The organism is Burkholderia sp. ZZQ-2 (assembly GCF_050768715.1).
Lineage (GTDB): Bacteria > Pseudomonadota > Gammaproteobacteria > Burkholderiales > Burkholderiaceae > Burkholderia > Burkholderia cepacia.
In genome coordinates this window covers 88,272-113,265 of sequence record NZ_LDVA01000362.1, presented here as the reverse complement: position 1 = coordinate 113,265, position 24,994 = coordinate 88,272, and the positions used below count along the sequence as shown (strand labels likewise).

Sequence of the window (24,994 nt, the reverse complement as noted above, 5' to 3'; positions counted from 1 at the left end):
GCCGTGCCAGCCGGACTTTCGTCGCGCGACGCCAGGAGGCGCCATGAGTGCAGACGCAGCCCCCGCATCCCCGTCGGTTCAGGACCGCATCCGGCACGTGTTCGTGCTGATGCTCGAGAACCGCTCCTTCGACCACCTGTTCGCGCTGTCGGGCTACCCCGGCATCGTCGCCGCGTCGCCGGGCAACAGCAACGCGTATGGCGGCGCGGTCTATCCGTTCGGCGGCGGCGCGCCCGACCGGATGCCGACCGATCCGTGCCACGAATTCACCGACGTGCTCGAGCAGCTCTGCGGCGCTGGCGTGCCGTTCGTGAAAGGGCAGCCCTATCCGCCGGTTCGCAATACCGGATTCGTGTCGAACTACGCGACGTCGCGTTCCGAAGGCAAGCCGCCGCGGCCGGCCGACGCGGGCAAGATCATGCAGGGCGTCGACATCGCGACGCAGGCTCCGTCGCTGCACACGCTCGCGAACGCGTTCGTGCTGTGCGACGCGTGGCACGCATCGATGCCGGGGCCGACCTGGCCGAATCGCTTTTTCCTGCACGGTGCGTCGTCGGCCGGGCTCGACCATTCGCCGACCAGGGAGGAAATGGCCGGGTGGGACGCGTTCGACGGTTTTCCGTATCCGAAGGGTTCGATCTTCGCCGCGCTCGGCGACGACAACTGGCGCATCTACCAGGACCAGACGGGCAATCCGGTCGGCCACGTGCCGCAGGTCGCGTCGCTGAAGGGCATCAGCTTCTTCGACATCGACGACCTCGCGCATTTCGAGGCCGATCTCGCGGCGGGCCATACGGCGCGCTATACGTTCATCGAGCCCGGTTACGGCGACATCGTGCACGGCACCTACCAGAACGGCAGCTCGCAGCATCCGATGGACGGCCTCGCCGGCGGCGACCAGCTCGTCGCGCGCGTGTATAACGCGATCCGCAATTCGCCGGTGTGGAACAGCAGCCTGCTCGTGATCTGCTACGACGAGCACGGCGGCTTCTACGATTCGGTCGGGCCGGGCGCCGCGCCGCCGCCGAACGATGGCGCGGCGGCGACGCTGAACGCGAGCGGCTTCGGGTTCGACGTGTACGGCGTGCGGGTGCCGGCGATCGTGATTTCGCCGTGGGTCGCGGCCGGGCAGGTCGACCATACGACGTATGACCATGCGTCGGTCGCCGCGACGCTCGAGCGGCTGTTCGGCCTGGCGCCGCTGACCGACCGCGACCGTCTCGCGAACGACCTGCTGGGGCTCGTGACGACTACGTGCCGGACGGATTGTCCGCAAAGGATCGGAACATGAGTACGACACCGGACCCGCGCGATGCGCTGCCCGTGCGCGACGGCACGAGCCTGATCGCGTACCTGCACATCCTGAAGAAAGCGCATGCGGCGCTGGTCGGCCATGACAAGGCCCATCAGCGCTTCAGCGAGATCGTGACGCGAGGGCAGGCGCGGCAATACATCGAGGAACTGATGCCGTCGCTGCTGCAGGCGCGCGAAGCGCATCGGCAGCGCAGGCACAGCCGGAAGCATCAATGATGCGGCGAGCGGCACCGATACCGAAGGTGCGAGCGCGCACAGCAGCGACGCGACGGTGAAGGGAGCCGTGCCCGCGATGAAGATGCGGCGCCGGCCGTGCAAATCGGCGAGCAGCCGGCCCGTCGGCAGCAGAAGCGAGGTTGCCGCGCTGCCGACGACCCGTTGCACTGCGCCGACGCCCGCGTTCGCTTACGCCACCACCTCCCGCGCCCGCACCATCGTCAGCGCCGCATCCTCGATCATGTCCTCCTGCCCGCCGACGAGCCGCTGCCGGCCCAGTTCGACGAGGATGTCGCGCGCGGGAATCCCGTACTTCGCTTCCGCGCGCTTCGCGAACAGCAGGAACGACGAATAGACGCCCGCATAGCCGAGCGTCAGCGCATCGCGGTCGAGGCGGATCGGCGAATCCATGATCGGCACGACGAGATCCTCGGCGACGTCCGAGATCGCGAACACGTCGACGCCCGTCTCGATCCCCATCCGGTCGCATACCGCGACGAACACTTCCATCGGCGTGTTGCCCGCGCCGGCGCCGAGGCCGGCCGCGGCCGCATCGATCCGGTTCGCACCGGCCGCCACGGCCGCGACCGAGTTCGCGACGCCCATCGCGAGGTTGTGATGGCCGTGGAAACCCAACTCCGTCTCCGGCTTCAGCGCATCGCGCACCTGGCCGATCCGCGCGGTCACGTCGTCGGGCAGCATGTGGCCGGCCGAATCGGTGATGTAGATGCAGTTCGCGCCATACGATTCCATCAGCTTCGCCTGCACGACGAGCTGCGCCGGCGACGACATGTGCGCCATCATCAGGAATCCGACCGTATCGAGGCCGAGCGTGCGCGCGAGGCCGATGTGCTGTTCCGATACGTCCGCTTCGGTGCAGTGCGTCGCGACGCGGATCGTGCCGACGCCGAGTTCGTGCGCCATGCGCAGATGCTCGACGGTGCCGATGCCGGGCAGCAGCAGCGCCGACACCTTCGCCTGCTTCAGCTCCGGGATCACGGCGCCCAGGTACGCCTCGTCGGTGTGCGCGGGGAAACCGTAGTTGACCGAGGCGCCGCCGAGCCCGTCGCCGTGCGTGACCTCGATCAGCGGCACGCCGGCCGCGTCGAGCCCGCGCGCGATGTTGCGCATCTGGTCGAGCGTGATCTGGTGGCGCTTCGGGTGCATCCCGTCGCGCAGCGACATGTCGTGGACGGTGATCTTCTTGCCTGCAAGTGACATCGTGTGACTCCTCGACTCAAGCGGTGGCGGCCGTCGCGGCCAGCATCTGTTCGGCGAAACGCTCGGCCGTGGCGGCCGCGGCGGCGGTCATGATGTCGAGGTTGCCCGCGTACTTCGGCAGGTAGTCGCCGAGCCCTTCGACCTCCATGAACACCGACACGCGATTGCCGTCGAACACCGGGCCGTTCTTCAGCGTGTAGCCGGGCACGTAGCGCTGCACTTCCTTGACCATCGCATGCACGGACGCGGTGATCGCGTCGACGTCGGGCGGGCCGTCGGTCAGGCAGTGGATCGTGTCGCGCATGATCAGCGGCGGCTCGGCCGGGTTGATCACGATGATCGCCTTGCCCTTGCGTGCGCCGCCGACCTGTTCGATCGCGCCGGACGTCGTGCGCGTGAATTCGTCGATGTTCTTGCGCGTGCCGGGGCCGACCGATCGCGACGATACCGTCGCGACGATCTCGCCGTATGCGACCGGCTGCACGCGCGACACCGCGTACACCATCGGGATCGTCGCCTGGCCGCCGCAGGTGACCATGTTCACGTTCACCTGCGCGCTGTCGAGATGCGCGTCGAGGTTCACCGGCGGCACGCAGTACGGCCCGATCGCGGCGGGCGTCAGGTCGATCATCTTCACGCCGAGCGCGGTGAGCTTGTCGGAGTTGTCGCGGTGCACGTAGGCCGACGTCGCGTCGAACGCGATGCGGATCTCGTCGGCGGCGACGTGCGGCAGCAGCCCGTCGACGCCCTTGTCTGTGGTCTTCAGGCCGAACTCGCGTGCCCGCGCGAGGCCGTCGGAGGCCGGATCGATGCCGACCATCCACACCGGTTCGAGCACCGGCGAGCGGCGCAGCTTGACCAGCAGGTCGGTGCCGATGTTGCCGGGCCCGATCAGTGCGCATTTGATTTTCTTCATCAGGATTGTTCCTTTAGATAAAGCGGACGTCGCAACTGCCGATGCCGGAGATATGCATCGACAGTGCGTCGCCGGCCGTGACCGGAATCAGTTTCGCGAGCGAGCCGGACAGCACGATCTCGCCGGCGAGCAGCGGTACGTCATACGCGGCGAGCGTGTTCGCGAGCCACGCGACCGCGTCGGCGGGATGGCCGAGCGCCGCATCGCCGCGGCCTTGCGCGACGGGCTCGCCGTTCTTCTCGATCGTCATCTCGCACGCGGCGAGATCGAGCGTGCGCGGGTCGACGCGCGTTTCGCCGAGCACGTATACGCCGCACGACGCGTTGTCGGCGACGGTGTCCTCGATGCGGATCGCCCAGTCGCGGATGCGCGAGTCGACGATCTCGAAGCAGGGCGCGACGGCGGCCGTCGCGGCGATCACGTCGGTGCGGTCGATGCCGGGGCCGCGCAGGTCGCGCGCGAGGATGAACGCGATCTCGCCCTCGGCGCGCGGCGCGATCAGCGAATCGGCGGCGATCGCTTCGCCGGCCGCGTAGTGCATGCCCGACAGCAGGATGCCGAAATCGGGCTGGCGCACGTTCAGCATGTCCTGCACGGCCTGGCTCGTCACGCCGATCTTCTTGCCGACGACCGCTTCGCCGTGTTCGACGCGGCGTTCGATGAAGCGCTGCTGGATGCGGTACGCGTCGTCGAGCGACAGGCGGCGCGCCCGGCCCGACAGCGGCGCGACCGGTGTGCGCGCGTGCCATGCGGCGTACAGCTCGTCGCCGAGCGTCGTATGCAGGCGGGAAGACATGAAAGGGCCCTCGAATGGAAATGGCCGCCGTCACGGGCGGCGTCGTGCGCCGGAGCGGGGCTCCGGCGCGTGGGTCGCGGGCATGCCGCGTCGGTCGGTCGATCAGTTGCCCGAACTGCGGATCGCGTCAGGCGAGAAATACGCCTCGTTGAACTGCGGGCTGTTGTCGAGCTTCGGCATCGGGCCTTCGTTCGTCAGGCGGTCGGCCATGTACGCGCCGGAGATCAGGTCGTGGAAGAACACCGCGCTCGGGTAGAACACCTTCGCGTCGTAGGCGTACAGCGACGTCGCGACGTTGGTGCGCCACAGCTGGCCGCGCGCGTCGTAGTTGTCCGCGAGCAGCGATTGCCACGAATCCTCGTCGATGTACAGCACGCGCTTCGCGTACTGGTGACGGTAGCCGCTCTTCAGCGTGGCCTGCAGCACCCACACGCGATGCAGTTCGTAGCGGATGTAGCTCGGGTTCTCGTGGCCCTTGGTCAGCAGTTCGCCGTACTTCACCGCGCTGTCCATCACCTTGTAGTTGTTGTACGGCACGTAGATCTCGCGCTTGCCGACGATCTTCCAGTCGTAGCGATCGCCGGGGCCGTTGTACAGGCGGTCGTCGTCGACCGTGCGGAAGCCGCCCGGGCCCTGCGGCTGGTCGTAGCCGTATTCAGGCGCCTGGCGCACGCGCCGCGTGCCGGGGTTGTACATCCACGTGCGCGACGAGTTGTCCGCGCCGGCCTTGTCCCAGTTCGTGAAGCCGACGATCAGCGAGCCGCGGTCGGACAGCGGCAGCTCCGTCGCGTTGCGGTAGTACGTGCGGTTGTTCAGGTCGCTCTTCACGTCGTACTTGCCGACGTTGCGCGGCGAGTAGATGTCGTAGCGCACCTTGCCCCACGCGATGTTGCCGTCGGAGTAGATGACCGCCTGGTCGTAGGTGGCCTGCTCGGTACCGATCGACGACGAGAAGCGCTGGTTCCACAGCAATTCGGCGGCGGTCTTCGGGATCGGATAGGGCACCGTCGGCGGCGCGTTCGTGAGGCCGTTCGCGTCGGACGTCATCGTCGAATCCGGCGCGTACGTGCGAATGTCCTTGTAGACGGAATCCGGATAGCGGAAGTCGCGGTGGGTCGGGTAGACGATGATCTTGAACGTGGCCGGATAGCGCTTGAACATCGCCTTCTGGCCGTCGGTCAGGTGCTCCGCGTACTGCGCCATGTTTTCCGCGGTGATCGTCGCGACCGGCTTCTCGCTCGCGTACGGATCGGGGTAACGGCTGCCGCGCTTGTACTGCACGTCCGGCGGCGTGCCGAGCCACTTGCCCGACCACTCGGGCACGCCGTTGTCCTTGCTCGCGGCGCGCACGGCGCCCATCGGGGTCAACTGGCCGTCGAGCGCCTTCAGGTCGTCCGGCGTGACCTTCGGGTACGACGCCGTCGCGGCGAGTGCGCACGCGGCGATCACCGACGCGCGCAGGAGGGGGAGACGAATTCGCTTCATGACAAATCCTCTTGCTGAGTGACGAGCGGCCGGGCCGCTCAGAAGTGGTAGGTCGCCGTGGCCAGCACGTAGTCGCGATCCGCGAGCGGGCGCGTGACCGGGTTCGGCGAGCCGAGGAACTTCGCATAGACGAGCGACAGCTGCAGGTTGCTCAGGCGCGTGAACGTCACGCCGGCCGTCACGCGGTGGTCGCCCTGGCCCGTCAGCGAGCCGAGCGCGCCGGCGAGCGGCGACGTGCCCGTCAGGTCGTGCGTGTAGGTCAGCGGCACGTCGAGATCCCAGCCGTTGAACACGTTCTTGTAGCTGAGCGTCCACGCGATCTCCATCGCGAGCGCGTTGCGCGAGTTGGCGAGCGTGGTCGACCCGTCGAGCTCGGAGATGCTGCCCGCATGCACGTACGTCAGTTCGCCGATCAGCGACTGCGAATTCGCGAGGAAGCTCGGCCCGATCGAGTAGATGCCGGACAGGTTGGTCTGCAGCACGTTCGCGCGGGTCGACTGCGGGCCCGTCGCGGTATTGACGAGCACCGCCGCGCCCTGGCGGTACGACACTTCGCCCGCGACGTTCACCGGGCCGACCTGCGTCGAGAAGCTCGCGCCGGTCAGCTTGATGTTGCTGAAGTAGGTCTGCTGGTACTGGAGCGTCGGGAAGTACGTGGTGACGACACTCGGGTTCATGTCGTTGTAGTGCAGGTGGTACAGGCCCAGCTCGGTGTCGCCGAGCACGCGAAAGCGCGCGCCGATCCCCCACTGGTTACGTGCGCTCGGCTTGTCGTCGGGGCCGCGCGGAATGATCATCCCGCCCGGGCCGATGATGAACTGCGCGCCCGGGCCGGTCACGTCGGAGTAGCTCCAGTACGTGCCGGGCGCGGTCAGCCGGTTCTGCTGGTACGAGAACTGGTAGTAGCCGAGCAGGCTGAAGTTCGGCGTGATCTGCCACTGCGTCGAGATCTGCGGCACCGGCAGCAGGATGTCCTTCACCTCGGCGCCGGCCATGTACGACTTGGTTGCGTCGGACGGCCCCTGTGCACCCGCGATGTTCGGGAAGAACAGGCTTTCGCCCCACGCGACCACTTGATCGCCGACCTTCACGTTCAGGCTCGTCGAACCGATGTGGAACGTGTTGTATGCATACGCGGCGAGCAGCGTCGTGTGGCCGCCCGACCAGTAGCGCGCGTCGCTCGTGAAATTGTTGTACTGGCCCGACTGGTTCACGGTGCCCGGCGCGTCGTTGTAGTTCGGGCGGCGATAGGCCTGGTCGTAGAACGTGTCGGCACGCACGAACACACCCCAGTCGTCGTGCTTCAGGTTCACTTCGCCGAGCAGGCTGACCTGGTTCTCGATCAGCTTGTTCTTCGCGAAGTTGCGGTCGCCGTCGTCGCCGTTGATGTTCGCCGGCGTGAGGAGATTGCCGCTCGGTGCGCGGGTGCGCATGCCGAGGCCGTAGCTGAGCGTGAACGTGTAGTCCAGCGTCGTGTCGGCGCCCAGCTCGATCGTGCTGCCGGCGTGCGCGCCGGGAACGGCGCACGACAGCAGCGCGGCGGCCAGCGTCGACAGCGTGGCGGTGGCCCGCTTGTCGGTACGGCGCGAAATCCGTTGATGCATGGTGTCTCCTCTTGGGGGTATCGACGACGGTCGACTATGTGTTGTCGTGAGAGGCAGAGTAGGGAGATCGCGGTAGCAGGGAATCGTCAAAATGAACTAGATGACTTCCCTAGGACTGGCAACGATCGCGCGATGCCGCGTGCGCGACGCGTGTCAACGCGCGTTGGCCTGTGCCGCCGACAGGAACGCGGGCCGTTCACCGCCGCCGTCGAGCCGCAGGTTCGCGCCCGACGTGTACGACGCGTCGGGCGACGCGAGAAAGAGGCACGCGGAGGCAACGTCGTCGGGTGTCGCGAGGCGGCCGGCGGGAATCGTCGCGCGGATCGCGTCGAGCGCATCGTCGTCGCCGTAGTGGCCTTCGGTGGCCGATTCCGTCTGCACGAGGCTCGGGCTGATCGCGCACACGCGCACCCGCGGCGCCCACTCGACCGCGAGCGACGTGACCGCATTGACGAGGCCCGCTTTCGCGGCGCCGTACGCGGCCGTGCCGGGCGACGGCCGCGACGCGCTGACGCTCGCGATGAACAGCATCACGCCGCCTTCGGGCTGCGGCTGCATGATCGCGTTCACGCGCTGCGCGAGCTGCAGCGGCGCGATCAGGTTCAGCCGCACGATCGATTCGGTGAAGCGCGGCGACGCATCGGCCGCAAGCGCGAACGGCGAGCCGCCCGCGTTGTTGACGAGCACGTCGAGGCCGCCGGCCTCCGCGCGGAGGGTTGCGAGCATCGCGTCGACCTGCTCGATGTCGCGCAGGTCGGCCGCGACGAATGCCGCCTCGCGGCCGCCGGCCGCGGGCGGCGTGCCGGGCGCGCTGCGTCCGCAGACGAACACGCGCGCCCCCGCCGCGAGAAACCGTTCGGCGATGCGCCGCCCGATGCCCTTGGTGCCGCCCGTCACGAGCACCGTCTTGCCGCTGTAGTCGAATCCGTTCATCGTCTGCCTCCGTTTCGGTGGGCCGATGATAGGAAGAAGCGCGCGCGGCTTCGTAGTCTGAAAGGATGATGCCGGCCGGCGCCGGCGACGCAATCATCGTGGTCAGGCATCCATCGAACGACGAAGGAGACAACCCGCGATGACGATCCCCACGACGCCGCCGGCCGGCATCTTCACCGACGTGCCGGGCGGCCTGCGCCTGCACCACTACGAGGCGGGCGAAGGCCGGCCCGTGGTGTTCATCCACGGCAGCGGCCCGGGCGCCAGCGGTTTCAGCAACTTCAAGCACAACGTGCCCGCGTTCGCGGCGGCCGGCCATCGCGCGATCGTCGTCGACCTGCCGGGCTACGGGCAGTCGTCGAAGCCGTCCGACGTCGCCTATACGCTCGATTTCTTCGTCGGCACGCTGCATGCGCAACTGGACGCGCTCGGGATCGGGCCGGCCGTGCTGCTCGGCAATTCGCTCGGCGGCGCGATCGCGCTCAAGTACGCGCTCGACTACCCGGACGAAGTCGACGGGCTGATCATGATGGCGCCGGGCGGCGTCGAGGATCGCGACACCTATTTCCGGATGGAAGGCATCCAGCGGATGGTGAAGCTGTTCACCAATCGCCAGATGAATGACGACACGATGCGCGAGCTGCTGACGCTGCTCGTGCATGATCCGGCGATCGTCACCGACGCGCTCGTGGCCGAGCGGATGAAGGTGTGCGTCGAGCAGCCGACCGAAGTGCTCTCGACGATGAGCGTGCCGAACCTGACTGGTGTGCTCGGCGACCTGCGTTGCCCGGTGCTGGGTTTCTGGGGAACGGACGACCGTTTCAATCCGGTCGGCGGCGCGCTGAAGTTCCTCGAACGCTGCCGCGACGCGCGTTTCGTGCTGATGAACCGGTGCGGCCACTGGGTGATGGTGGAACACGCCGACTATTTCAATCGGGAATGCCTCGATTTTCTTGCGGCGCGGAATACGCGATAACGCCGGATGCCCGCGAGGGCCTGCCCCGATGCGGGCGGGCCGTCTGAACACATACATGGAGACGACATGAAGCTCATCGAAGACCTGTTCGACCTGCGCGGCAAGGTGGCCGCGATCACCGGCGGCGCGCGCGGCATCGGCGCGGAGACCGCGCGCACGCTGGCCGCGGCCGGTGCGAGCGTCGCGATTCTCGACGTGCTGTCGCAACCGGCGGAAGCGCTCGTCGAGGAGATCCGCGCGCAGGGCGGCCAGGCCGCGTTCTGGTCGCTCGACGTGACGCAGGAGGCCGACGTGGCACGCGTGTTCGGCGAGATCGTCGCGCGCTTCGGGCGCCTCGACGTGCTCGTGAACAACGCGGGCATCGAAGGCCACAACGTGCCGACGCACGAGCTCACGCTCGCGCAGTGGCAGCGCGTGCAGGACGTGAACGTGAACGGTGTGTTCCTGTGCACGCGTGCCGCGATTCCGCATATCGACGCGGCCGGCGGCGGGTCGATCGTGAACCTGTCGTCGATGTACGGGATCGTCGGCGGGCCCGACGTGCCCGCGTATCACGCGTCGAAGGCCGCGGTGCGGATGATGGCGAAGGTCGACGCGATGCTGTACGCGGCGAAGAACATCCGTGCGAACTCGGTGCATCCCGGCTATATCCGTACGCCGATGCTCGAGGAAGCGTTCCGCCAGATGGGGCAGGATCCCGACAACGTGTTCGGCTACCTGCAGACGCACGTGCCGATGGCGAAGATCGGCAGCCCGCGCGACATCGCGGCCGGCATCCTGTATCTCGTGTCGCCGGCCGGCCGTTATGTGACGGGCGCGGAGCTCGTGATCGACGGCGGTTATACCGCGCGCTGACGCGGCGATCGCACCACAAGGGAGACGTGCAGTTGAAAGTGCTCGTGGCAGTGAAACGCGTGGTCGACGCGAACGTGAAGGTCGGCGTGAAATCCGACCGGACGGGCGTCGACATCGCGAACGTGAAGATGTCGATGAACCCGTTCGACGAGATTGCGGTGGAGGAGGCCGTGCGGTTGAAGGAGGCCGGTGTCGTGACCGAAGTGATAGCCGTGTCGGTCGGCGTCGCGCAGGCGCAGGAAACGCTGCGCACGGCGCTCGCGATCGGCGCGGATCGCGCGATCCTCGTCGAATCGAACGACAGTGTTGAACCGCTGGGCGTCGCGAAGGTGTTGAAGGCGCTGGTCGACAAGGAACAGCCGTCGCTCGTGATCCTCGGCAAGCAGGCGATCGACGACGATTCGAACCAGACCGGGCAGATGCTGGCCGCGCTGGCAGGTTTGCCACAGGCGACGTTTGCATCGAAGGTGAGGGTGGCCGACGGGCGTGCGACGGTTGCGCGCGAAGTCGACGGCGGCGCGGAAACGCTGTCGCTTCGACTGCCGGCCGTGGTGACCACCGACCTGCGTTTGAACGAGCCGCGCTACGTGACCTTGCCGAACATCATGAAGGCGAAGAAGAAACCGCTCGAGATCGTGCAGCCCGGCGACCTTGGCGTGGATGTGACGCCGCGTTTGAAAGTGCTCAACGTGAACGAGCCGCCGAAGCGCGCGGCCGGCATGAAGGTGCCGGACGTGCAGACGCTGGTCGCGAAGCTGAAGACCGAAGCCAGGGTGCTGTAACAGGGAACGCAACGAAATGACGATTCTGGTAATTGCGGAACACGACAACGCATCGATCAGGGCGGCGACACTCAATGCGGTGGCGGCTGCGCGGGTGCTCGGTGCGGCAGGCGGCGGTGACGTGCATGTTCTGGTCGCGGGCCACAACGCGCAAGCGGCGGCCGACGCGGCAGCGAAGATCGCGGGGGTATCGAAGGTGCTGCTGGCCGATGCGCCGCAACTCGAAGCGGGCCTCGCGGAAAACGTCGAAGCGACCGCGCTGAACATCGCGAAGGACTATTCGCACATCCTCGCGCCGGCGACGGCCTACGGCAAGAACATCGCGCCGCGTATCGCCGCGAAGCTGGACGTCGCGCAGATCTCCGAGATCACGGCGGTCGTGTCGGCCGACACGTTCGAGCGCCCGATCTACGCGGGCAACGCGATTGCGACGGTGCAGTCGAGCGACCCGATCAAGGTCATCACGGTGCGTGCGACGGGTTTCGATCCGGTGGCAGCGGAAGGCGGCAGCGCGTCGGTCGAGAAGATCGAGGCAGCGGCCGATTCCGGCAAGTCGCGGTTCGTGAGCCGTGAAGTGACGAAGCTGGACCGTCCGGAGCTGACCAGCGCGAAGATCATCGTGTCGGGCGGCCGCGGTCTGGGCAGCGGTGAGAACTACACGAAGGTGCTGGAGCCGCTGGCCGACAAGCTGAACGCGGCACTCGGCGCGTCGCGCGCGGCAGTCGACGCCGGCTACGTGCCGAACGACTACCAGGTCGGCCAGACCGGCAAGATCGTCGCGCCGCAGCTGTACATCGCGGTGGGTATCTCGGGTGCGATCCAGCATCTGGCCGGCATGAAGGATTCGAAGGTGATCGTCGCGATCAACAAGGACCCGGAAGCGCCGATCTTCAGCGTGGCCGACTACGGCGTGGTAGGCGACCTGTTCACGCTCGTGCCGGAAGCGGTCGCGGCGCTCTGACGATGCCGCTGTTCGAATTCAACGGAATGCGGCCGCGCGTCGATCCGTCCGCGTATGTCGACCCGAGCGCGGTCGTGATCGGCGACGTGACGATCGGCGCGCGCTGCTACATCGGCCCGCATGCGAGCCTGCGCGGCGACTTCGGCGCGATCGTCGTCGAAGACGGCAGCAACGTGCAGGATGGCTGCGTGCTGCATGTCGGGATCGGCGAGACGTGCCGGCTCGGCGTCAACAGCCACATCGGCCACGGTGCGATCGTGCATGGCGCGACGCTCGAACCCGACACGATGATCGGAATGAATGCGGTCGTGATGGACGGCGCGACCATCGGCGCCACGACGATCGTCGCCGCGTGCGCATTCGTGAAGGCCGGCTACGACGTGCCGCGCGGCGTGCTGCTCGCGGGCATGCCGGGGCGCGTCGTGCGTCGGCTGAGCGACGCGGAGATCGACGCGAAGGCGAACGGCACGCGGATTTATCAGCAGCTGGCGGCGGATTGCCTGAGGACGATCAGGCGGATCGACGCGTGAGCGAAGGGCATCCGGGGGCAGGATGCGACGGATTGCCGGGCAGGTTGCCGTTGCCGTAAGATCGGCACTGGCTTTCCACCGGCATTCGCGTCACATGAAAAAGAACGTCCGTTTGCGGCTCACGGTCATCGCGTCGGCTTTTGCTGTCTACAGCGTTTATATGCACATCCAGCAGTTCATCAGCGGCTGCGTGTGGGTCAGGGGCCATCAGCGCTGCAGCTTCGAAAACAGCGCGAATTTCGAAGGCTGGATGGATCTCGACCTGATGATCGCCTGTTGCTGGGTCGCCGCGGCGGTGGTGGGCTGGATTTCCGTCGCGCAGGCCACGAAGAAGCCGGGTTGAAGGCGGGCACTTCTGTCGCGCGAATCCGGGTTCTGTCAATCCGTGACAACGATCATCGGCGCCGCGCCGTCCGTGATCGACACGCATGTGCGGCTGCTCGAGGAGGCGACCGGCGTATCGTTGCTCGAGCGCGCGCCGCGCGGGCTGCGGCTGACGTCGGCCGGCAAGATACTGCCGGCGCCCCCTGCGCAAGACGCCGCCGGAATGCCGGCAGGTCGACCCCGTGTTCCGCCCCCATTCGATCGGGACGATGAAGCGCGTTGCCGGCGCAAGCGAAAGCATCGCGATCCTGAGCAAGTTCGATATCACCGCGTAGTACCGTCAGAGATTCCGATTTTCCGACCGATCCGCGATTCCGCGTTTCGCCGCGACGTGCTTGCGCTCTCGCGCCGCGAACGGCGCGGCCTGCTGCCGGCCGGCGTTGTGCATTTCCCCTCCGCGCCGGGATAATGATCCGGCGTCGCGCGCGATGCGCGAGGGGAGGCTCCCATGCAATTTCCGACGGGATCGGTGGTCGCGCTCAGTTCGGCCGCCGCGACGATGTTTTCGATGGGCATGCTGTTTCTCGGCTACTGGGGATTGCACGAACCGTTGCCCTGGCGGTTCGGCGATTACGTCGTGATCGTGCTCGCGCTCGCGGGTTTCGCGTGCCTCGCCAGCGTGCCGTTCCTCGCGACTTCGCCGATGAAGACAGCCGGCGACGAGTCGCGGATGCTCGTCGCGCGACGCGTGTTTCTGTGCGGCGCAAGTGCCGTGTGGTGTGCGATCGTCGCGTCGCTGGTCGTGTGACGTGCGGGCGTGACGTCTGGACCTGAGCGGCCGTCCGCGAGCCGGTCGACGCGCCATGCGCGACACCGGAATTCGCGGGTTTCTCCCGTCGTATCGATCATCCGTTCCCGCTTTGATTTCCCCGATGCCGTGCACTAGATTCGAAGCGTTCATGTGTTACAGCGCGCGAGGTGAAGCCATGACGCCGTGGGAGATTCAGGGCACCGAAATGATGAGCTGCAATTGCTCATACGGATGCCCTTGCCAGTTCAATGCACCGCCGACCCACGGCGGATGCGAAGCAATGGGTGCGATTTCGATCGACAGCGGCCACTACGGCGACGTGGTGCTCGACGGCGTCAGGATCGCGGTCGTGTTTCAGTGGCCGGGGGCGGTCCACGAAGGCCGGGGCAAGTGCCAGCCGATCGTCGACGAGCGTGCGAGTCCCGCGCAGCGCGAAGCGGTGCTGAAGATCATGACCGGTCAGGATACCGATCCGTTTGCGACGATGTTCGCGGTATTCGCGTCGACGCTCGAGCACGCGTTCGAGCCGATCTTCACGAAGATCGATTTCGACGTCGATGTCGATGCGCGGCACGGCCGGATTCATGTCGACGGCGTGTTCGACGTCGCGGGCGATCCGATCCGCAACCCGGTGACGGGCGCCGAGCATCGCGCGCGGATCGACCTGCCGAACGGTTTCGAGTACGAACTCGCCGAGATCGGTTCGGGCACCGGGCGCTCGCAAGGCAACATCGTGCTGAACCTCGACGGAACCTATGCGCAGTTCGCGCGGCTGCATCTGAACAACCACGGGCTGATCCGGCATCGCGCGGCGGCATGACTCCGTTCGACATCTGGCTCGGGCGCGAGCGCGTCGTCACGCTGCTCGGCATGGCCGCGCTCGTCGGCGTGTGCTGGTTCTACCTGTGGACCGGCGCGGGCACCGGCATGTCGGCGCTGCAGATGACGGCGATCGCGCTCTTTCCGCATCGGCTGCCGGGCGACATGGGCAGCATGGATCCGTCGCTGCCGACCGTGATCGCGATGTGGTGGGTGATGATGATCGCGATGATGACGCCCAGCGCGGCGCCGCTCGTGATGCTGTACCGGCGCGTGCTCAGGCATCGCGGCGCGGACGGCGCGGCGGCTGCGTTGACGTCGATGTCGCTGCTGGCCGGCTATCTGGCCGCGTGGTTCGCGTTCTCGGTCGGCGCGGCGTTGCTCCAGGAACTGCTGCAGCCGGCCGGGCTGATCTCCGCGATGATGCTGTGGTCGAAGAGTGCGGTGCTTTCCGCGGCCGTGCTCGCGCTGGCCGGGCTTTATCAATTCTCGCCGCTGAAACGTGCGTGCCTTCGGCAATGCCGCGCGCCGGCGGCCTTTCTGGTCGCGCACTGGCGTCCGGGCATCGCCGGCAGTTTCCTGCTCGGTGCGCGACACGGGATGTATTGCGTCGGGTGCTGCGGGATGCTGATGGCGCTGCTGTTCGTCGGCGGCGTGATGAACGTCGTGTGGATCGCCGCGCTGTCGGTGTTCGTGTTCGCGGAAAAAATCCTGCCCGGCGGCGAGCGCGCCGGGCGCATGCTGGGCGTCGTGCTGATCGCATGGGCCGGTGCGACGTTGTTCGTTTGAGCCGGGCATCCGCGTCGCGGCTTCGATGAACAACGGGAATGTCTTCGGAGCCGCGGGGGGCTGTCGATGAAGACCTGCTTTCACGCGTTCGCCGCGTGGTGCGCGGCGGCCGTCGTTGCGATGCCGGCGTTCGCGGGCAGCGACATGCCTGCGATGAGCATGGGGCGTTCGACGATGTCGGCGCCGGATGCGGCGCTGACCGATGCCGAGGTCAAGGAGATCGATGCCGGGCGCGGGCTGGTCATGTTGAAGCATGGCGCGCTCGACAACGTCGGGATGCCGCCGATGACGATGGCGTTCAAGGTCGGCGATGCGGCGATGCTGACGTCGCTTCATGTCGACGACAAGGTCAGGGTGCGGGTCGAAAGCGTGAACGGCACGCTTACGATTGTGAAGATCGTGAAGCGTCGGTGACGACGCGTGGCATGCGCAATGTGCCGGGACCGGCGGTGTGCGGTCCCGGCCGTTTTTTTTGGAGTCGTGCTACGTAACGCCGGATCGGTGTTACGTCGGTGCTGCCGGAACGCACGGTCGGATCGAACGCCGCGGGTGGAGGAGCGGGCGATGTGCTGCGCGGGAGTATGGCGTCGGCAGGGGCGCTGCGGTGCGGCGGCGGGATCGTTACCGGAATCGACGGGTATGGCACGCTAGATGCTTGCAGGAAGGATCGCGCTGAATTGCGGACGGGGGCTTCCATGCAAAATCATTTCATCAAGGCGAACGTTGCGTTCGCCGCCATTGCCGCGGCGTGGGCGCTGGCGGCTTGTGGCGGCAGCGATGTTACGGCGCCGAAGCCGGGTGGTAACAACATCGGAACGAGTACGAGCGGAACGGGCGGGACTAGTGGCACGAGCGGGACTAGTGGCACGAGCGGAACTAGTGGCACGAGCGGGACTAGTGGCACGAGCGGAACTAGTGGCACGAGCGGAACCAGTGGCACGAGTGGAACCAGTGGCACGAGTGGAACTAGTGGCACGAGCGGAACCAGTGGCACGAGTGGAACTAGTGGCACGAGTGGAACTAGTGGCACGAGCGGGACTAGCGGAACGAGTGGGACCAGCGGAACGAGTGGAACCAGCGGCACGAGTGGGACCAGCGGAACGAGCGGAACGAGCGGAACCAGCGGAACCAGCGGAACCAGCGGAACCAGCGGAACCAGCGGAACCAGCGGCACCAGCGGAACCAGCGGAACCAGCGGCACCAGCGGCACGAACGGAACCGGCGGCACAAGCGGCACCAGCGGAACCCCCGGCACGAACGGCATCATCAGTTCCGTCGGCGTGGTTGTCATGGATGCCGGCGCCACGATCAGCGGCGTGAGCCCGCCCGGAGTCGGCAAGGGCGTCACCACCGGCCTCGGCAACACGGTCACGGGCGTGGGCACGATCATCAGCGACACGTCGAACGCCGTGAGCAACGGCATCGGCCAGACCGGTTTCACGGCGAACCCCGTCGGCACGACGGTCGCCGGGCTCGGCTCCATCGTCGGCTCGGTCGGCAATCCGGTCGCCGGCCTCGGCGACACGGTGAAGGCGCTCGGCACCGGCCCGCTGTCGCCGTTGGCGCCGCTCACGACACCGGTCGGCGGCCTGCTCGACACCGTGTCCGGCGGCATCAAGACGGGCGGCACCATGCTCGGCTCGGCCCTGTCGTCGGGCCCGGTCCAGCAGACGACGCAGGCGATCAGCACGGCGATCACGCCGCTCGTCACGACTGTCGGCCGGGTCACGCAGCAGGTCGGCACGGCGACCGGCCTCGGACAGCCGGTCGCGGGCCTGCTCGGACAGATCGGCGGCGCGATCACGTCGGCGGGATGGAAGGTGACGTCCACGTCGCCCCAGCCGCTGGTCGGCGGCGTCGGCGGGCTCGTTCGCGCGGTCGGCAACACCGTGACCAACGTGGGCGGCCTCGTGAACCCGAGCGGCGCGAACGGCGCGGTGCCGGTCGCAGGCCTGGTGACGAGCGTGGTCGGCGGCATGCCGGCGACCGTTCGCAACGGTTCCGCGACCGGCGCGGACGGCGGCTCGCCGCTGGGTGCGCTTGCCAATCCGCTCGCGCCCATTACGGGGCTGGTGGGCGGCCTGCTTGGCGGCGTGGCCGGCAAGTAGCCGATCGGTCCGGATCGTCACGGCGGTAACCGGCCAGATGAAGATTGGCCTCCGGTTGCCGCCGGCCGGGATTGCTCGATGGTCTCCCGAGGAAAGCGGACCGGGCGGGGCCGCTCGATGCGTCAATCGCGAACGATGTCGCGCGGCGACGGCGGTCGCGCCAATCCGCGTGCGGGCAGAGGCGTCGACATCACGATCGACGTGCGTGTTTCGCCGTACAGGTTGATGCGTTCGATCAGTTGTTCGAGATGGGTCATGCTGATCGCGACGAGTCGCATCACATACGAGTCCGCGCCCGTCACGTGATGGCATTCGACGACTTCGGGAATCGTCTCCAGCAACCGGAGGAATTTCGCTTTCGCCGGTTGCGGCACCGTGATGCCGATCAGCGCGCTGACCGGATAGCCGGCGGCGGCAGGATTGATCCGCGCGGTGTAGCCCTCGACGACGCCGGCCGCTTCGAGGCGCTTCACGCGCTCCGTCACCGCCGGCACCGACAGGTGCACCTGGCGCGCCAGCTCCGTGTAGCTGATGCGGCCGTTGGCCTGCAACAGCGCCAGTACCTTCCAGTCCAGATCGTCCATCGCGGTGGAATTTTTTAAGGTAGAGCCGCCATTTTTCCTTAAAAACCGCATTCAGCGATGACCGGACTTTCCCTACGATGCCTGTTCAACGCGTCATATGTCGCAAGGAGCAGGCGATGCTGTTCATCAAGTCCGTCGTAATGGGGCTGTCGATCGCGGTGCCGGTCGGCCCGATCGGCATGCTGTGCATCCAGCGCAGCCTGAGCCGCGGCTTTCAGGCGGGATTCGCGACGGGCGTCGGCGCCGCGTGCGCCGATGCGATCTATGGCCTGCTCGGTGCGCTCGGCATCGCGGGTATCGTCACGGCGTTCCCGATGCTGACCGTCGGGTTGAAAATCGCTGGGGGCGCATTCCTCGTGTGGCTGGCGTGGGCCATCGCGCGCCAGGCGCCGGCCGCGTCGACGGCGCAACGCGACCTGCCGCGCACGACCGTCCTGCGCGATTTCCTGACGACGTTCGGCCTGACGCTGTCGAACCCGATGACGATCCTGTCGTTCGTCGGGATCTTCGCGGCGCTCGGCCCGCTGTCGGGGGCACGGGAAGGCGCGATGTGGCCGTCCGTGGCGCTGATGGTCGCCGGTGTGTTCACCGGCTCCGCAACGTGGTGGCTGTGCCTGAGCGGTACGACCGCCGCGTTGCGCACGCGGATGTCGTTCGGGTTCATGCACGGGCTGTCGCGCGTGTCGGCCGCGGTCGTCGCGGGGTTCGGCGTGATTCAGGTGGTCGCGGGCGTGCGCGGCGTCATTTAGGTCGATGCGTCGCGCGCATCGCGCTGCGACCGGATCGCGTCGATAGTCGTCCGGATATGCGCGAGCAACTCGAGTAACACCGCCTTCCTGAAAAACTGGTTCATCCGCGTGCTGACGACGAGATCGGACGGCAACGCGTCGATCGCACGCTGAACCGACAGCAGATCGTCGGCGAGCCGTGCCAGCGCAGCGCGATCGAGCGTGCTCACGGCAACCGCGATCTCGTCCGGCCAGAAACCGAATGCGTCGATGCCGCAGCATGCGGCGACACAGTCCGTCTCCAGTGCATCGATCAACGACATGACCCCGGCCAGACAGGGATCGATCGCGACCGCCTGCGCCTGCCCGCCCGACAGATCGCCGAATTCGATCCAGCGATCCGGGCCGATGCCGATGTCGTCCTTGTGGGGTTTGCCGTTCATCGTCTGACGCTCGACGGATTCAATTCAATGCAGGCAAATGCGCACGCACGAAGCGCGCGATTTCCTGGCCCAGTTCCATGTCCTCGGGTGCGCCCATGAACCCGCCATGCGGCATGCCTTCGAACAGGTGAAGCTCGGTCGGCACCTGCGCGCGCCGCAATGCGCGGTGCAGGCGGACCGCGTTCGACAGGAACAGGTCGCGTGTGCCGCTCTGGATGAAGGTCGGCGGGAAACCGGCAGCGAAATCGCCGAACAGCGGCGACAGATACGGATGCGCGAGATCGGCGCCGTTCGCGTAGAGCAGGTTGTTCGGCATCAGCGACGTCGGCAACACCACGTCGACGAGGCGGTTGGTTTCGAAGCTGTCGCCGGATTCGGTCAGGTCGACTTCCGGCGACAGCAGCACCAGCGCGGCCGGCAGCGGCAGCCCTTCGTCGCGGGCGCGCAGCACCATCGCGGCGGCGAGGTTGCCGCCCGCCGAGCGCCCGCCGATGACGATGTTTTCCGGTGCGTAGCGCTCCAGCACGTACGCATACGCGGCGATGCAATCGTCGAGTGCGGCCGGATACGGATGTTCGGGCGGCAGGCGATAGTCGACGCCGTAGCATCGAATGCCGAGCCGGTCGGCTTGCATCTGCGCGCCGGCGCGGCATGCGGCGCCGCCGCCGAGAACCAGCGCACCGCCATGCAAGTCGATGTACGCGCATTCGCCGGAAGCCACTGCCTCGGGCGTGGCGACGTGCACGTCCGCAGCGCCGGCCCGGATCGTCTCCACGCTTGAACGCAGATGACCGCCGAGCTGCTCGATGGCCGCCGCGTAGTGCGCGTCAGCGGCCGCCTTCACGCGCATCCATGCGTCGAAATCGTCCGGGGCAGGCATCACGTGCAGCGCGTTCAGCGGCACGCCGTCGCTGCCGACCAGCCGTTGCAACGCGGCTCGCGCCTCTTCGCTGATCGAGGCCGGGAAGGGGACGACACGGCTCGGCAGGACCACGCCGTCGGGTTGGTCTTTCATCGATTCAGCTCCGTTGGGCGAGTCATGCGGCGCAAGGCCAGTGGCGCAGCATCACGTCCAGCGCATCGAGACTGCGCAACCACGACGCGTCGGAAGCCGGTGCACTGTGCGAGAACCCGCCGGCGCTTTCGAGTGTGACGTAGCCCATGAAAAAGCCGCCGAGCAGGCGGATCGCATGCGGCTGCTCGGCTTCCGGCATGTCGTAGCTGCGCAGCACGGCCGAGGTCATCCTGACGAGCCGGCCGCCGGCGCTTTCAGTGGCGCGCTCGACGCTCAGCGGGTGGCGCGCGGCTGCAAAACGGCCGGGGTGCTCGCGCGCGTAGTCGCGATAGACGTTGGCGAGCGCTGTCAGCGCGTCCTTGGCGGTACGGCCGGCCAGTGCTTCGGTTGCGCGATCGGCGAGTTCCCTCAGCGCGAAGAGTGCGATCCGGCTCTTGAGGTCGTCGAAACTCGGGACATGAGAGTACAGGCTGGCGAGCTTGACGTCGAAGTGACGCGCGAGCGCTGCGCCGGTCAGGTGCTCGAAGCCGGTCTCATCGGCGAGCTGTGCGCCGGCTTCGACGAGTTTGTCCAGGGTGATGCCGGCGCGTGCCATGACAGATGCTATTCAAGTTAGTCAAGCGGCTAATTGTATTAGGTTTTGTGGGGTTGTCAATTTCCCGGGCGTGCCGGTTCTGCCTATGCGTCATTGGGGTGACGTGTTCCGGTGCGTCGAAGCGCTATGGCTTCATGTGATCGGGGATGGCCGCTTGGGTCGGGTGTCGTGCGTCAGGAAGCGGAGACAAACATGTGCCGGGCATGTAAGCCATATCCACCCGGCTGTCGCGGCGATCGGGATCTGCGTCGTCTGCGCATCACCCGTTCCGACGGGTGGCCCGTTGATGCCCGCACGATGCCCGTACCTGCCGTACAAGGGCCGTAGAGGGCGGAATTACCCAGCCACGCTTGCTGACGTTGCATCGCATAGCGACTTGGGCGTCCGCCCTGTTCGTGACGATTACCCCAGCTCGAACGACGTCACCCCGAACACGCGCTCGATTGCAATCGTCGGCGCGTCTTTCGTGTACATCCGCGCGGTTTCGAAGACGCTCGTCATGCCGTGCCGTTCCGCCAGCGCGACGGCTGCGGGGTTCGTTTCCGGCACGTCGAGCACGATGACCTCGCCGGGCATGCGCGCGGCCAGCGCGCGAAACAGCCCGGTGGCAACGCCAGCGTCGTCGGCGAACAGCGGGCCGACCTTGCAGCCCGCCTTGCAGCGGCGCACGACACCGTATCCGGCGATACGGCCGGCGTCGACGGTCACGAGCGCCACGGCATCCGGCTGCGCGATCCACGCGGAGACGAAACGCTCGCGTGCCGCTGGAAAGCACTGGCGGTCGTAGGCGAGCAACTGCTCGAACGGCACGTCGGCCGCGGCGGTCACATGCGCGCACCCGATGCCGTCCACGCGCCCCTGATAGCGGATGTTGCGGTACGCGAGCGCGAATCCGGACTTCCGGTAGTTCGCCTGCTGGGCCACGACACCATCGAGCCCGATGTTGCGATCGGCGAGGTAACGCATGCCGTGCTGCCAGATTCGGATGCCGAAGCCCTTGCCGCGAAACCCGGGTTTCACGATGTAGAGGCCGATGAAACCAAAGCGTTCGTCGTAGGCGACGGCGGCGAGGCACGCGACGGGCTCGCCGCGCCAGACGCCGACGAAGAACCCGGCCGGATCCGCTTCCCTGAAACAGGACGGATCATGCAGGCCGGGGTTCCAGCCTTCCGCCGCCGCCCATTCGATCGACATGGCCACCTCGTCGGCCGACATGGTGCGCACGATGAAGTCTTCGTATTGATCCATGATTCACCCCGGTCGCTGCGCTCGGGAATGCGCGTTGCGTTACGTGAAATGCATCGAGGAAGCGTGGGCCGGCAGCCCCGTGGCTGTCGGCCGGATCATCATAGTCCGAAGAATGGAACGAGTGTGTGATGACGGATGCCGAGCCGAAGCGGCCGTCATGGGTCATATACCCGACGTTCGGGAAAATATCCGTCGGCGAAAAATTCATGGATGGAAGGTTTCGCCACGCAGCAGCATGTCGATGAACTCCCCGATTTTGCGCGCCCTTGTTTCGGGCTTTTTGGCATTCTGTATGCGATACAGGATCGCATAGCGGTTACGGCTGTTCAGGGTTGCGAAGAATTTCCTGGCGCCGGGATTGGCGTCCAAGGCCGCCTGCAGGTCGTCCGGCACGGTCGAGTTGCTGGCCGACGTATAAGCAGCGTTCCAGCGGCCGTCCTTCCGGGCTTTCTCGATTTCGCTCATGCCGGGCGGGCGCATTCTGCCTGCGGCGATCAGTGCTTCAGCCCGGTCCTTGTTGAGTTGCGACCACAGGCTTTTTGCGGAGCGTGGGGTGAAGCGTTGCAACCAGTATTGGTCGTTCCCGGCCCGCTTTTGACCATCGATCCAGCCGTGGCAGAGGGCGCTTTCCAGCGCCTGTTCGTAGGTGACGGTTCGCTGCCCGGTGCCTTTTTTCGCGAGACGCAGCCATGCGCCGGTTGACGTGCTGCCGTTTTCCCCTAACCAGCTTTCCCATTCGATCTGACTGGCAAACGTGAGCGTGCATTCGGTCATGTCGATGTCCTGAATGGTGAGTACATCTACGGGGAAGGCGTCCGCAGTCTAACAGTGTTGATACGGACATTGACGCCCGTGGCGCGACCGAAAGACCGGCAGATCCGCAGTCACCAGCGCGTCGACCGGTTTGAGTCGGAATACCGTTTTCCATACCCGGTGACGGAAGCATCGAACACCGCTTCCCGACGGGAGACCTCGCCGCCCACCGCGCCAAGGCCTCCTCATTCACCCGTCAGAACGTGTAACTTACCTTCCCGAACGCCGTCCGTCCAAGCGTGTTGTATCCATACGCGGTCATGTACTGCCGGTCGAACAGGTTCGACACCGTCGCCGACACCGTCAGGTGCGAATTGATCCGGTACGACGCGCGCAGGCCCACCGTCAGGTACGACGGCAGATAGGTCGAGTTGGCCGGATCGTCGAACGTCGTGCCGCCATAAAGCAGCGACGCCCCCGTGCTCAACGCATGCAGGTGGAGTTCATCCCACGTGTGATCGATGTTGACGCTGACCGTCTGGCGCGGACGGCGGCTGAGCCAGGAGTCGTTGGTCTCGTCCTGCGGATTCAGGATCCCGACCGCGACGCTCACCGGCGTCGAGCGGCCGATCGTCCCCTTGTACGACAGGTCGATGCCGCGAATATGCGCGCGACCGATGTTCATCGGCGAGAACGTCGCCGGGTTGTACGCGATCAGGTTGGTGACCCGCGTGTCGTAGATCGCGGCCGTGAACGTACCGTACGACGTGTTCGCATCGACCGCGGCCTCGACCGACGTGTTGCGTTCCGGGCTGAGCCCCGGATTGCCGTAGCCGGGGTAGTACAGGTCGTTGAACGTCGGCAGCTTGAACGCATTGCCGTACGACACGCGCGCCGTATACACCGGCGTGATCGCCCACGACAGCGCCGCGTTACCCGTATTCACCGACTGCCCGGCGATGATTTCATGGCGCCCCGCGAGGAACATCGTCACGCTGCCGAGCGTCGCCGACTGATGCAGCGAGAACGCGGAATCGTTGCGCGTCGGTATGCCGTCCGGAATATCGACCGGCAGGAACGCCTGCTCGCGCGTGAAGTCGTACGCGAGCTTGGTCTCGCCCGACAGCGGCAGCCCGAACAGGTGGAACCCGCGTTCCTGATGCGTCAACGACGTCGACGTGCTGATGCGCTGCGAATTGATCTGGTCGGTCGGGATGGCCGGATCGCTCGCGTAGAGGAACTGGCGATCGTTCGCATAACCGAACGACTGGTCGAACTGCGTGTCGGGTGTGATGTCGAGATGGAACGCGATACCGGTCGTCAGCTGATGATCGAGCTGGCGGTTCGCATAACCGCTGTTGTCGTAGGACAGATCGGACCGGTGATACAGCGCGAACGTCGAGATCGACCAGTTGTCGCGCGCGTAGCCGAGGCGCGCATCGAGATCCTGCGCGTGGTACGGGTTGCGGCCGGCCTCATGGTACGGCAGCACGGGCCGCGTCGAGTCGATGCCGGCCGTGTTGTACGAGCGCAGGCCGAGCGAGTAGGTGAGCCCGCCGAGCGCGGCGAGCGGCCCGGTCGACGGCACCGTGCCCGACGTGCGGAGCTGCGTGTCGAACGTCTTGTTCGACCCGCCGCCGAACGACACGGTCGTCTGGTTCGGCTGGTTGGCGGCGCGGCGCGTGAAGAGCTGCACGACGCCGCCCATCGCATTGGCGCCGAACGACGCGGCAGCCGGCCCCGAAATCACTTCCACGCGTTCGAACGCTTCGGTCGGCAAGTCGGCCCACGGCGCGATGCCGGTGGTCGGCGAGCCGATCCGGATGCCGTCGATGAACACGGCGACCTGGTTGGCCGACGAGCCGCGGATGCTGACCGACGCGGACGAACCGGGGCCGCCGTTCTGCGAGACGGTCACGCCGGGCAGCGTCGCAAGCGCCTGCGTGATGCTCGGGTCGCTCGGCGACAGCCGGTCGAGATCGGTGCGCGTGAGCACCTGGGTCGTCGCATAACGCTGGTCGAACGACTCGGGCAGGCGCCGCGTGTCGGTCACGTTGATCGTCGGCAGGTCGGTGCCTTCGGCGGCCGGGGCCGGTTGCGAAACCGCGGTGTCGCCGGCGGCGTGGGCGAGGGGCGAGAGGAGCGCGGTCGCGGCGGACGTGGCAAGGAGGTGTCGAATCTTCATGAG

General features: G+C 66.8%; 28 protein-coding genes and 1 pseudogene. 15 read left to right on the top strand and 14 right to left on the bottom strand.

What is annotated here, in order from left to right; all coding sequences use genetic code 11:
* Positions 1–43 precede the first annotated feature (43 nt).
* Together ABY44_RS36430 and ABY44_RS36425 are read left to right on the top strand one after the other, a co-directional pair.
* Positions 44–1,291, top strand: coding sequence for an alkaline phosphatase family protein (locus ABY44_RS36430; protein WP_060170705.1), 1,248 nt, complete (start codon positions 44–46; stop codon positions 1,289–1,291).
* Positions 1,288–1,530 carry a hypothetical protein gene (locus ABY44_RS36425; protein ID WP_060170707.1) on the top strand — a complete coding sequence of 81 codons (243 nt, stop codon included), beginning with the start codon at positions 1,288–1,290 and terminating at the stop codon, positions 1,528–1,530. The genes ABY44_RS36430 and ABY44_RS36425 overlap by 4 nt, the downstream gene beginning before the upstream one ends.
* Here the strand turns inward: ABY44_RS36425 and ABY44_RS36420 are convergent.
* The 7 genes and pseudogenes from ABY44_RS36420 to ABY44_RS36390 form a co-directional block, all read right to left on the bottom strand.
* A pseudogene (locus ABY44_RS36420) lies at positions 1,501–1,716 on the bottom strand (MFS transporter); the annotation flags it as partial. The gene ABY44_RS36425 and the pseudogene ABY44_RS36420 overlap by 30 nt on opposite strands.
* A 3-nt stretch (positions 1,717–1,719) precedes the next feature.
* A complete protein-coding gene (dmpG, locus tag ABY44_RS36415; RefSeq protein ID WP_027791712.1) occupies positions 1,720–2,751 on the bottom strand; it encodes a 4-hydroxy-2-oxovalerate aldolase in 1,032 nt (343 codons plus the stop codon).
* Between the two features lie 16 nt (positions 2,752–2,767).
* Positions 2,768–3,667: an acetaldehyde dehydrogenase (acetylating) gene (locus ABY44_RS36410; protein WP_060170709.1), complete on the bottom strand. Its 900-nt coding sequence runs from the start codon at positions 3,665–3,667 to the stop codon at positions 2,768–2,770.
* Positions 3,668–3,680: 13 nt separating this feature from the next.
* A complete protein-coding gene (gene dmpE, locus ABY44_RS36405) occupies positions 3,681–4,463 on the bottom strand; it encodes a 2-oxopent-4-enoate hydratase (protein ID WP_060170712.1) in 783 nt (260 codons plus the stop codon).
* A gap of 102 nt (positions 4,464–4,565) precedes the next feature.
* Positions 4,566–5,948 carry a DUF1329 domain-containing protein gene (locus ABY44_RS36400; protein WP_060170714.1) on the bottom strand — a complete coding sequence of 461 codons (1,383 nt, stop codon included), beginning with the start codon at positions 5,946–5,948 and terminating at the stop codon, positions 4,566–4,568.
* Positions 5,949–5,986: 38 nt separating this feature from the next.
* Positions 5,987–7,552 (bottom strand): DUF1302 domain-containing protein, encoded by a 1,566-nt coding sequence (locus ABY44_RS36395; RefSeq protein WP_060170716.1) that lies wholly within the window; start codon positions 7,550–7,552, stop codon positions 5,987–5,989.
* Between the two features lie 153 nt (positions 7,553–7,705).
* Complete coding sequence (locus tag ABY44_RS36390) at positions 7,706–8,485, bottom strand: SDR family oxidoreductase (protein ID WP_060170718.1); 780 nt, start codon at positions 8,483–8,485, stop codon at positions 7,706–7,708.
* Positions 8,486–8,624: 139 nt separating this feature from the next.
* On the opposite strand from ABY44_RS36390, the gene ABY44_RS36385 reads away from it, so the two are divergent.
* The 12 genes from ABY44_RS36385 to ABY44_RS36330 all read left to right on the top strand — a co-directional run bounded on the left by ABY44_RS36385 (position 8,625) and on the right by ABY44_RS36330 (position 17,440).
* The gene (locus ABY44_RS36385) at positions 8,625–9,461 is read left to right on the top strand and encodes an alpha/beta fold hydrolase (protein ID WP_060170720.1); all 837 of its coding nucleotides are present in this window, start codon (positions 8,625–8,627) and stop codon (positions 9,459–9,461) included.
* A 66-nt stretch (positions 9,462–9,527) separates the two neighbouring features.
* A complete protein-coding gene (locus ABY44_RS36380) occupies positions 9,528–10,316 on the top strand; it encodes an SDR family NAD(P)-dependent oxidoreductase (RefSeq protein ID WP_027791706.1) in 789 nt (262 codons plus the stop codon).
* Positions 10,317–10,348: 32 nt separating this feature from the next.
* A complete protein-coding gene (locus ABY44_RS36375) occupies positions 10,349–11,098 on the top strand; it encodes an electron transfer flavoprotein subunit beta/FixA family protein (RefSeq protein ID WP_060170723.1) in 750 nt (249 codons plus the stop codon).
* 16 nt (positions 11,099–11,114) lie between these two features.
* The gene (locus tag ABY44_RS36370; protein ID WP_060170725.1) at positions 11,115–12,059 is read left to right on the top strand and encodes an electron transfer flavoprotein subunit alpha/FixB family protein; all 945 of its coding nucleotides are present in this window, start codon (positions 11,115–11,117) and stop codon (positions 12,057–12,059) included.
* 2 nt (positions 12,060–12,061) lie between these two features.
* The gene (locus ABY44_RS36365) at positions 12,062–12,589 is read left to right on the top strand and encodes a transferase hexapeptide repeat family protein (RefSeq protein WP_027791703.1); all 528 of its coding nucleotides are present in this window, start codon (positions 12,062–12,064) and stop codon (positions 12,587–12,589) included.
* A 94-nt stretch (positions 12,590–12,683) separates the two neighbouring features.
* Positions 12,684–12,932: a hypothetical protein gene (locus ABY44_RS36360; RefSeq protein ID WP_060170727.1), complete on the top strand. Its 249-nt coding sequence runs from the start codon at positions 12,684–12,686 to the stop codon at positions 12,930–12,932.
* A 42-nt stretch (positions 12,933–12,974) separates the two neighbouring features.
* Entirely contained in the window at positions 12,975–13,382 is a 408-nt protein-coding gene (locus ABY44_RS36355) for a helix-turn-helix domain-containing protein (protein ID WP_155637844.1), read from the top strand.
* Between the two features lie 39 nt (positions 13,383–13,421).
* The gene (locus ABY44_RS36350) at positions 13,422–13,721 is read left to right on the top strand and encodes a hypothetical protein (RefSeq protein WP_021164379.1); all 300 of its coding nucleotides are present in this window, start codon (positions 13,422–13,424) and stop codon (positions 13,719–13,721) included.
* A 178-nt stretch (positions 13,722–13,899) separates the two neighbouring features.
* Entirely contained in the window at positions 13,900–14,544 is a 645-nt protein-coding gene (locus ABY44_RS36345) for a DUF1326 domain-containing protein (RefSeq protein WP_027791701.1), read from the top strand.
* The gene (locus tag ABY44_RS36340) at positions 14,541–15,332 is read left to right on the top strand and encodes a DUF2182 domain-containing protein (RefSeq protein WP_060170730.1); all 792 of its coding nucleotides are present in this window, start codon (positions 14,541–14,543) and stop codon (positions 15,330–15,332) included. The genes ABY44_RS36345 and ABY44_RS36340 overlap by 4 nt, the downstream gene beginning before the upstream one ends.
* A gap of 66 nt (positions 15,333–15,398) precedes the next feature.
* Positions 15,399–15,746 carry a copper-binding protein gene (locus ABY44_RS36335; RefSeq protein ID WP_027791699.1) on the top strand — a complete coding sequence of 116 codons (348 nt, stop codon included), beginning with the start codon at positions 15,399–15,401 and terminating at the stop codon, positions 15,744–15,746.
* Positions 15,747–16,027: 281 nt separating this feature from the next.
* Positions 16,028–17,440, top strand: a complete 1,413-nt coding sequence (locus ABY44_RS36330) for a collagen-like triple helix repeat-containing protein (RefSeq protein WP_431643539.1) — start codon at positions 16,028–16,030, stop codon at positions 17,438–17,440.
* Positions 17,441–17,562: 122 nt separating this feature from the next.
* On the opposite strand, the gene ABY44_RS36325 is transcribed toward ABY44_RS36330, so the two are convergent.
* On the bottom strand, positions 17,563–18,024 hold the full coding sequence (locus tag ABY44_RS36325; protein WP_027791696.1) for an Lrp/AsnC family transcriptional regulator: 462 nt from the start codon (positions 18,022–18,024) through the stop codon (positions 17,563–17,565).
* A gap of 116 nt (positions 18,025–18,140) precedes the next feature.
* Here ABY44_RS36325 and ABY44_RS36320 point away from each other — a divergent pair, with 116 nt between their 5' ends.
* Positions 18,141–18,773: a LysE family translocator gene (locus ABY44_RS36320; RefSeq protein WP_060170734.1), complete on the top strand. Its 633-nt coding sequence runs from the start codon at positions 18,141–18,143 to the stop codon at positions 18,771–18,773.
* Here the strand turns inward: ABY44_RS36320 and ABY44_RS36315 are convergent.
* The 6 genes from ABY44_RS36315 to ABY44_RS36290 all read right to left on the bottom strand — a co-directional run bounded on the left by ABY44_RS36315 (position 18,770) and on the right by ABY44_RS36290 (position 24,991).
* Positions 18,770–19,195 (bottom strand): DUF6331 family protein, encoded by a 426-nt coding sequence (locus tag ABY44_RS36315; RefSeq protein ID WP_059683668.1) that lies wholly within the window; start codon positions 19,193–19,195, stop codon positions 18,770–18,772. The genes ABY44_RS36320 and ABY44_RS36315 overlap by 4 nt on opposite strands.
* A gap of 19 nt (positions 19,196–19,214) precedes the next feature.
* A complete protein-coding gene (locus ABY44_RS36310) occupies positions 19,215–20,210 on the bottom strand; it encodes an alpha/beta hydrolase (RefSeq protein ID WP_059683666.1) in 996 nt (331 codons plus the stop codon).
* Between the two features lie 22 nt (positions 20,211–20,232).
* Complete coding sequence (locus ABY44_RS36305; RefSeq protein ID WP_021164256.1) at positions 20,233–20,805, bottom strand: TetR/AcrR family transcriptional regulator; 573 nt, start codon at positions 20,803–20,805, stop codon at positions 20,233–20,235.
* A 402-nt stretch (positions 20,806–21,207) separates the two neighbouring features.
* Positions 21,208–22,053, bottom strand: coding sequence for a GNAT family N-acetyltransferase (locus tag ABY44_RS36300; protein WP_060170736.1), 846 nt, complete (start codon positions 22,051–22,053; stop codon positions 21,208–21,210).
* A 204-nt stretch (positions 22,054–22,257) separates the two neighbouring features.
* The gene (locus ABY44_RS36295) at positions 22,258–22,827 is read right to left on the bottom strand and encodes a YdeI/OmpD-associated family protein (RefSeq protein WP_060170738.1); all 570 of its coding nucleotides are present in this window, start codon (positions 22,825–22,827) and stop codon (positions 22,258–22,260) included.
* Positions 22,828–23,062: 235 nt separating this feature from the next.
* The gene (locus ABY44_RS36290) at positions 23,063–24,991 is read right to left on the bottom strand and encodes a TonB-dependent receptor domain-containing protein (protein ID WP_060170740.1); all 1,929 of its coding nucleotides are present in this window, start codon (positions 24,989–24,991) and stop codon (positions 23,063–23,065) included.
* Positions 24,992–24,994: the final 3 nt, after the last annotated feature.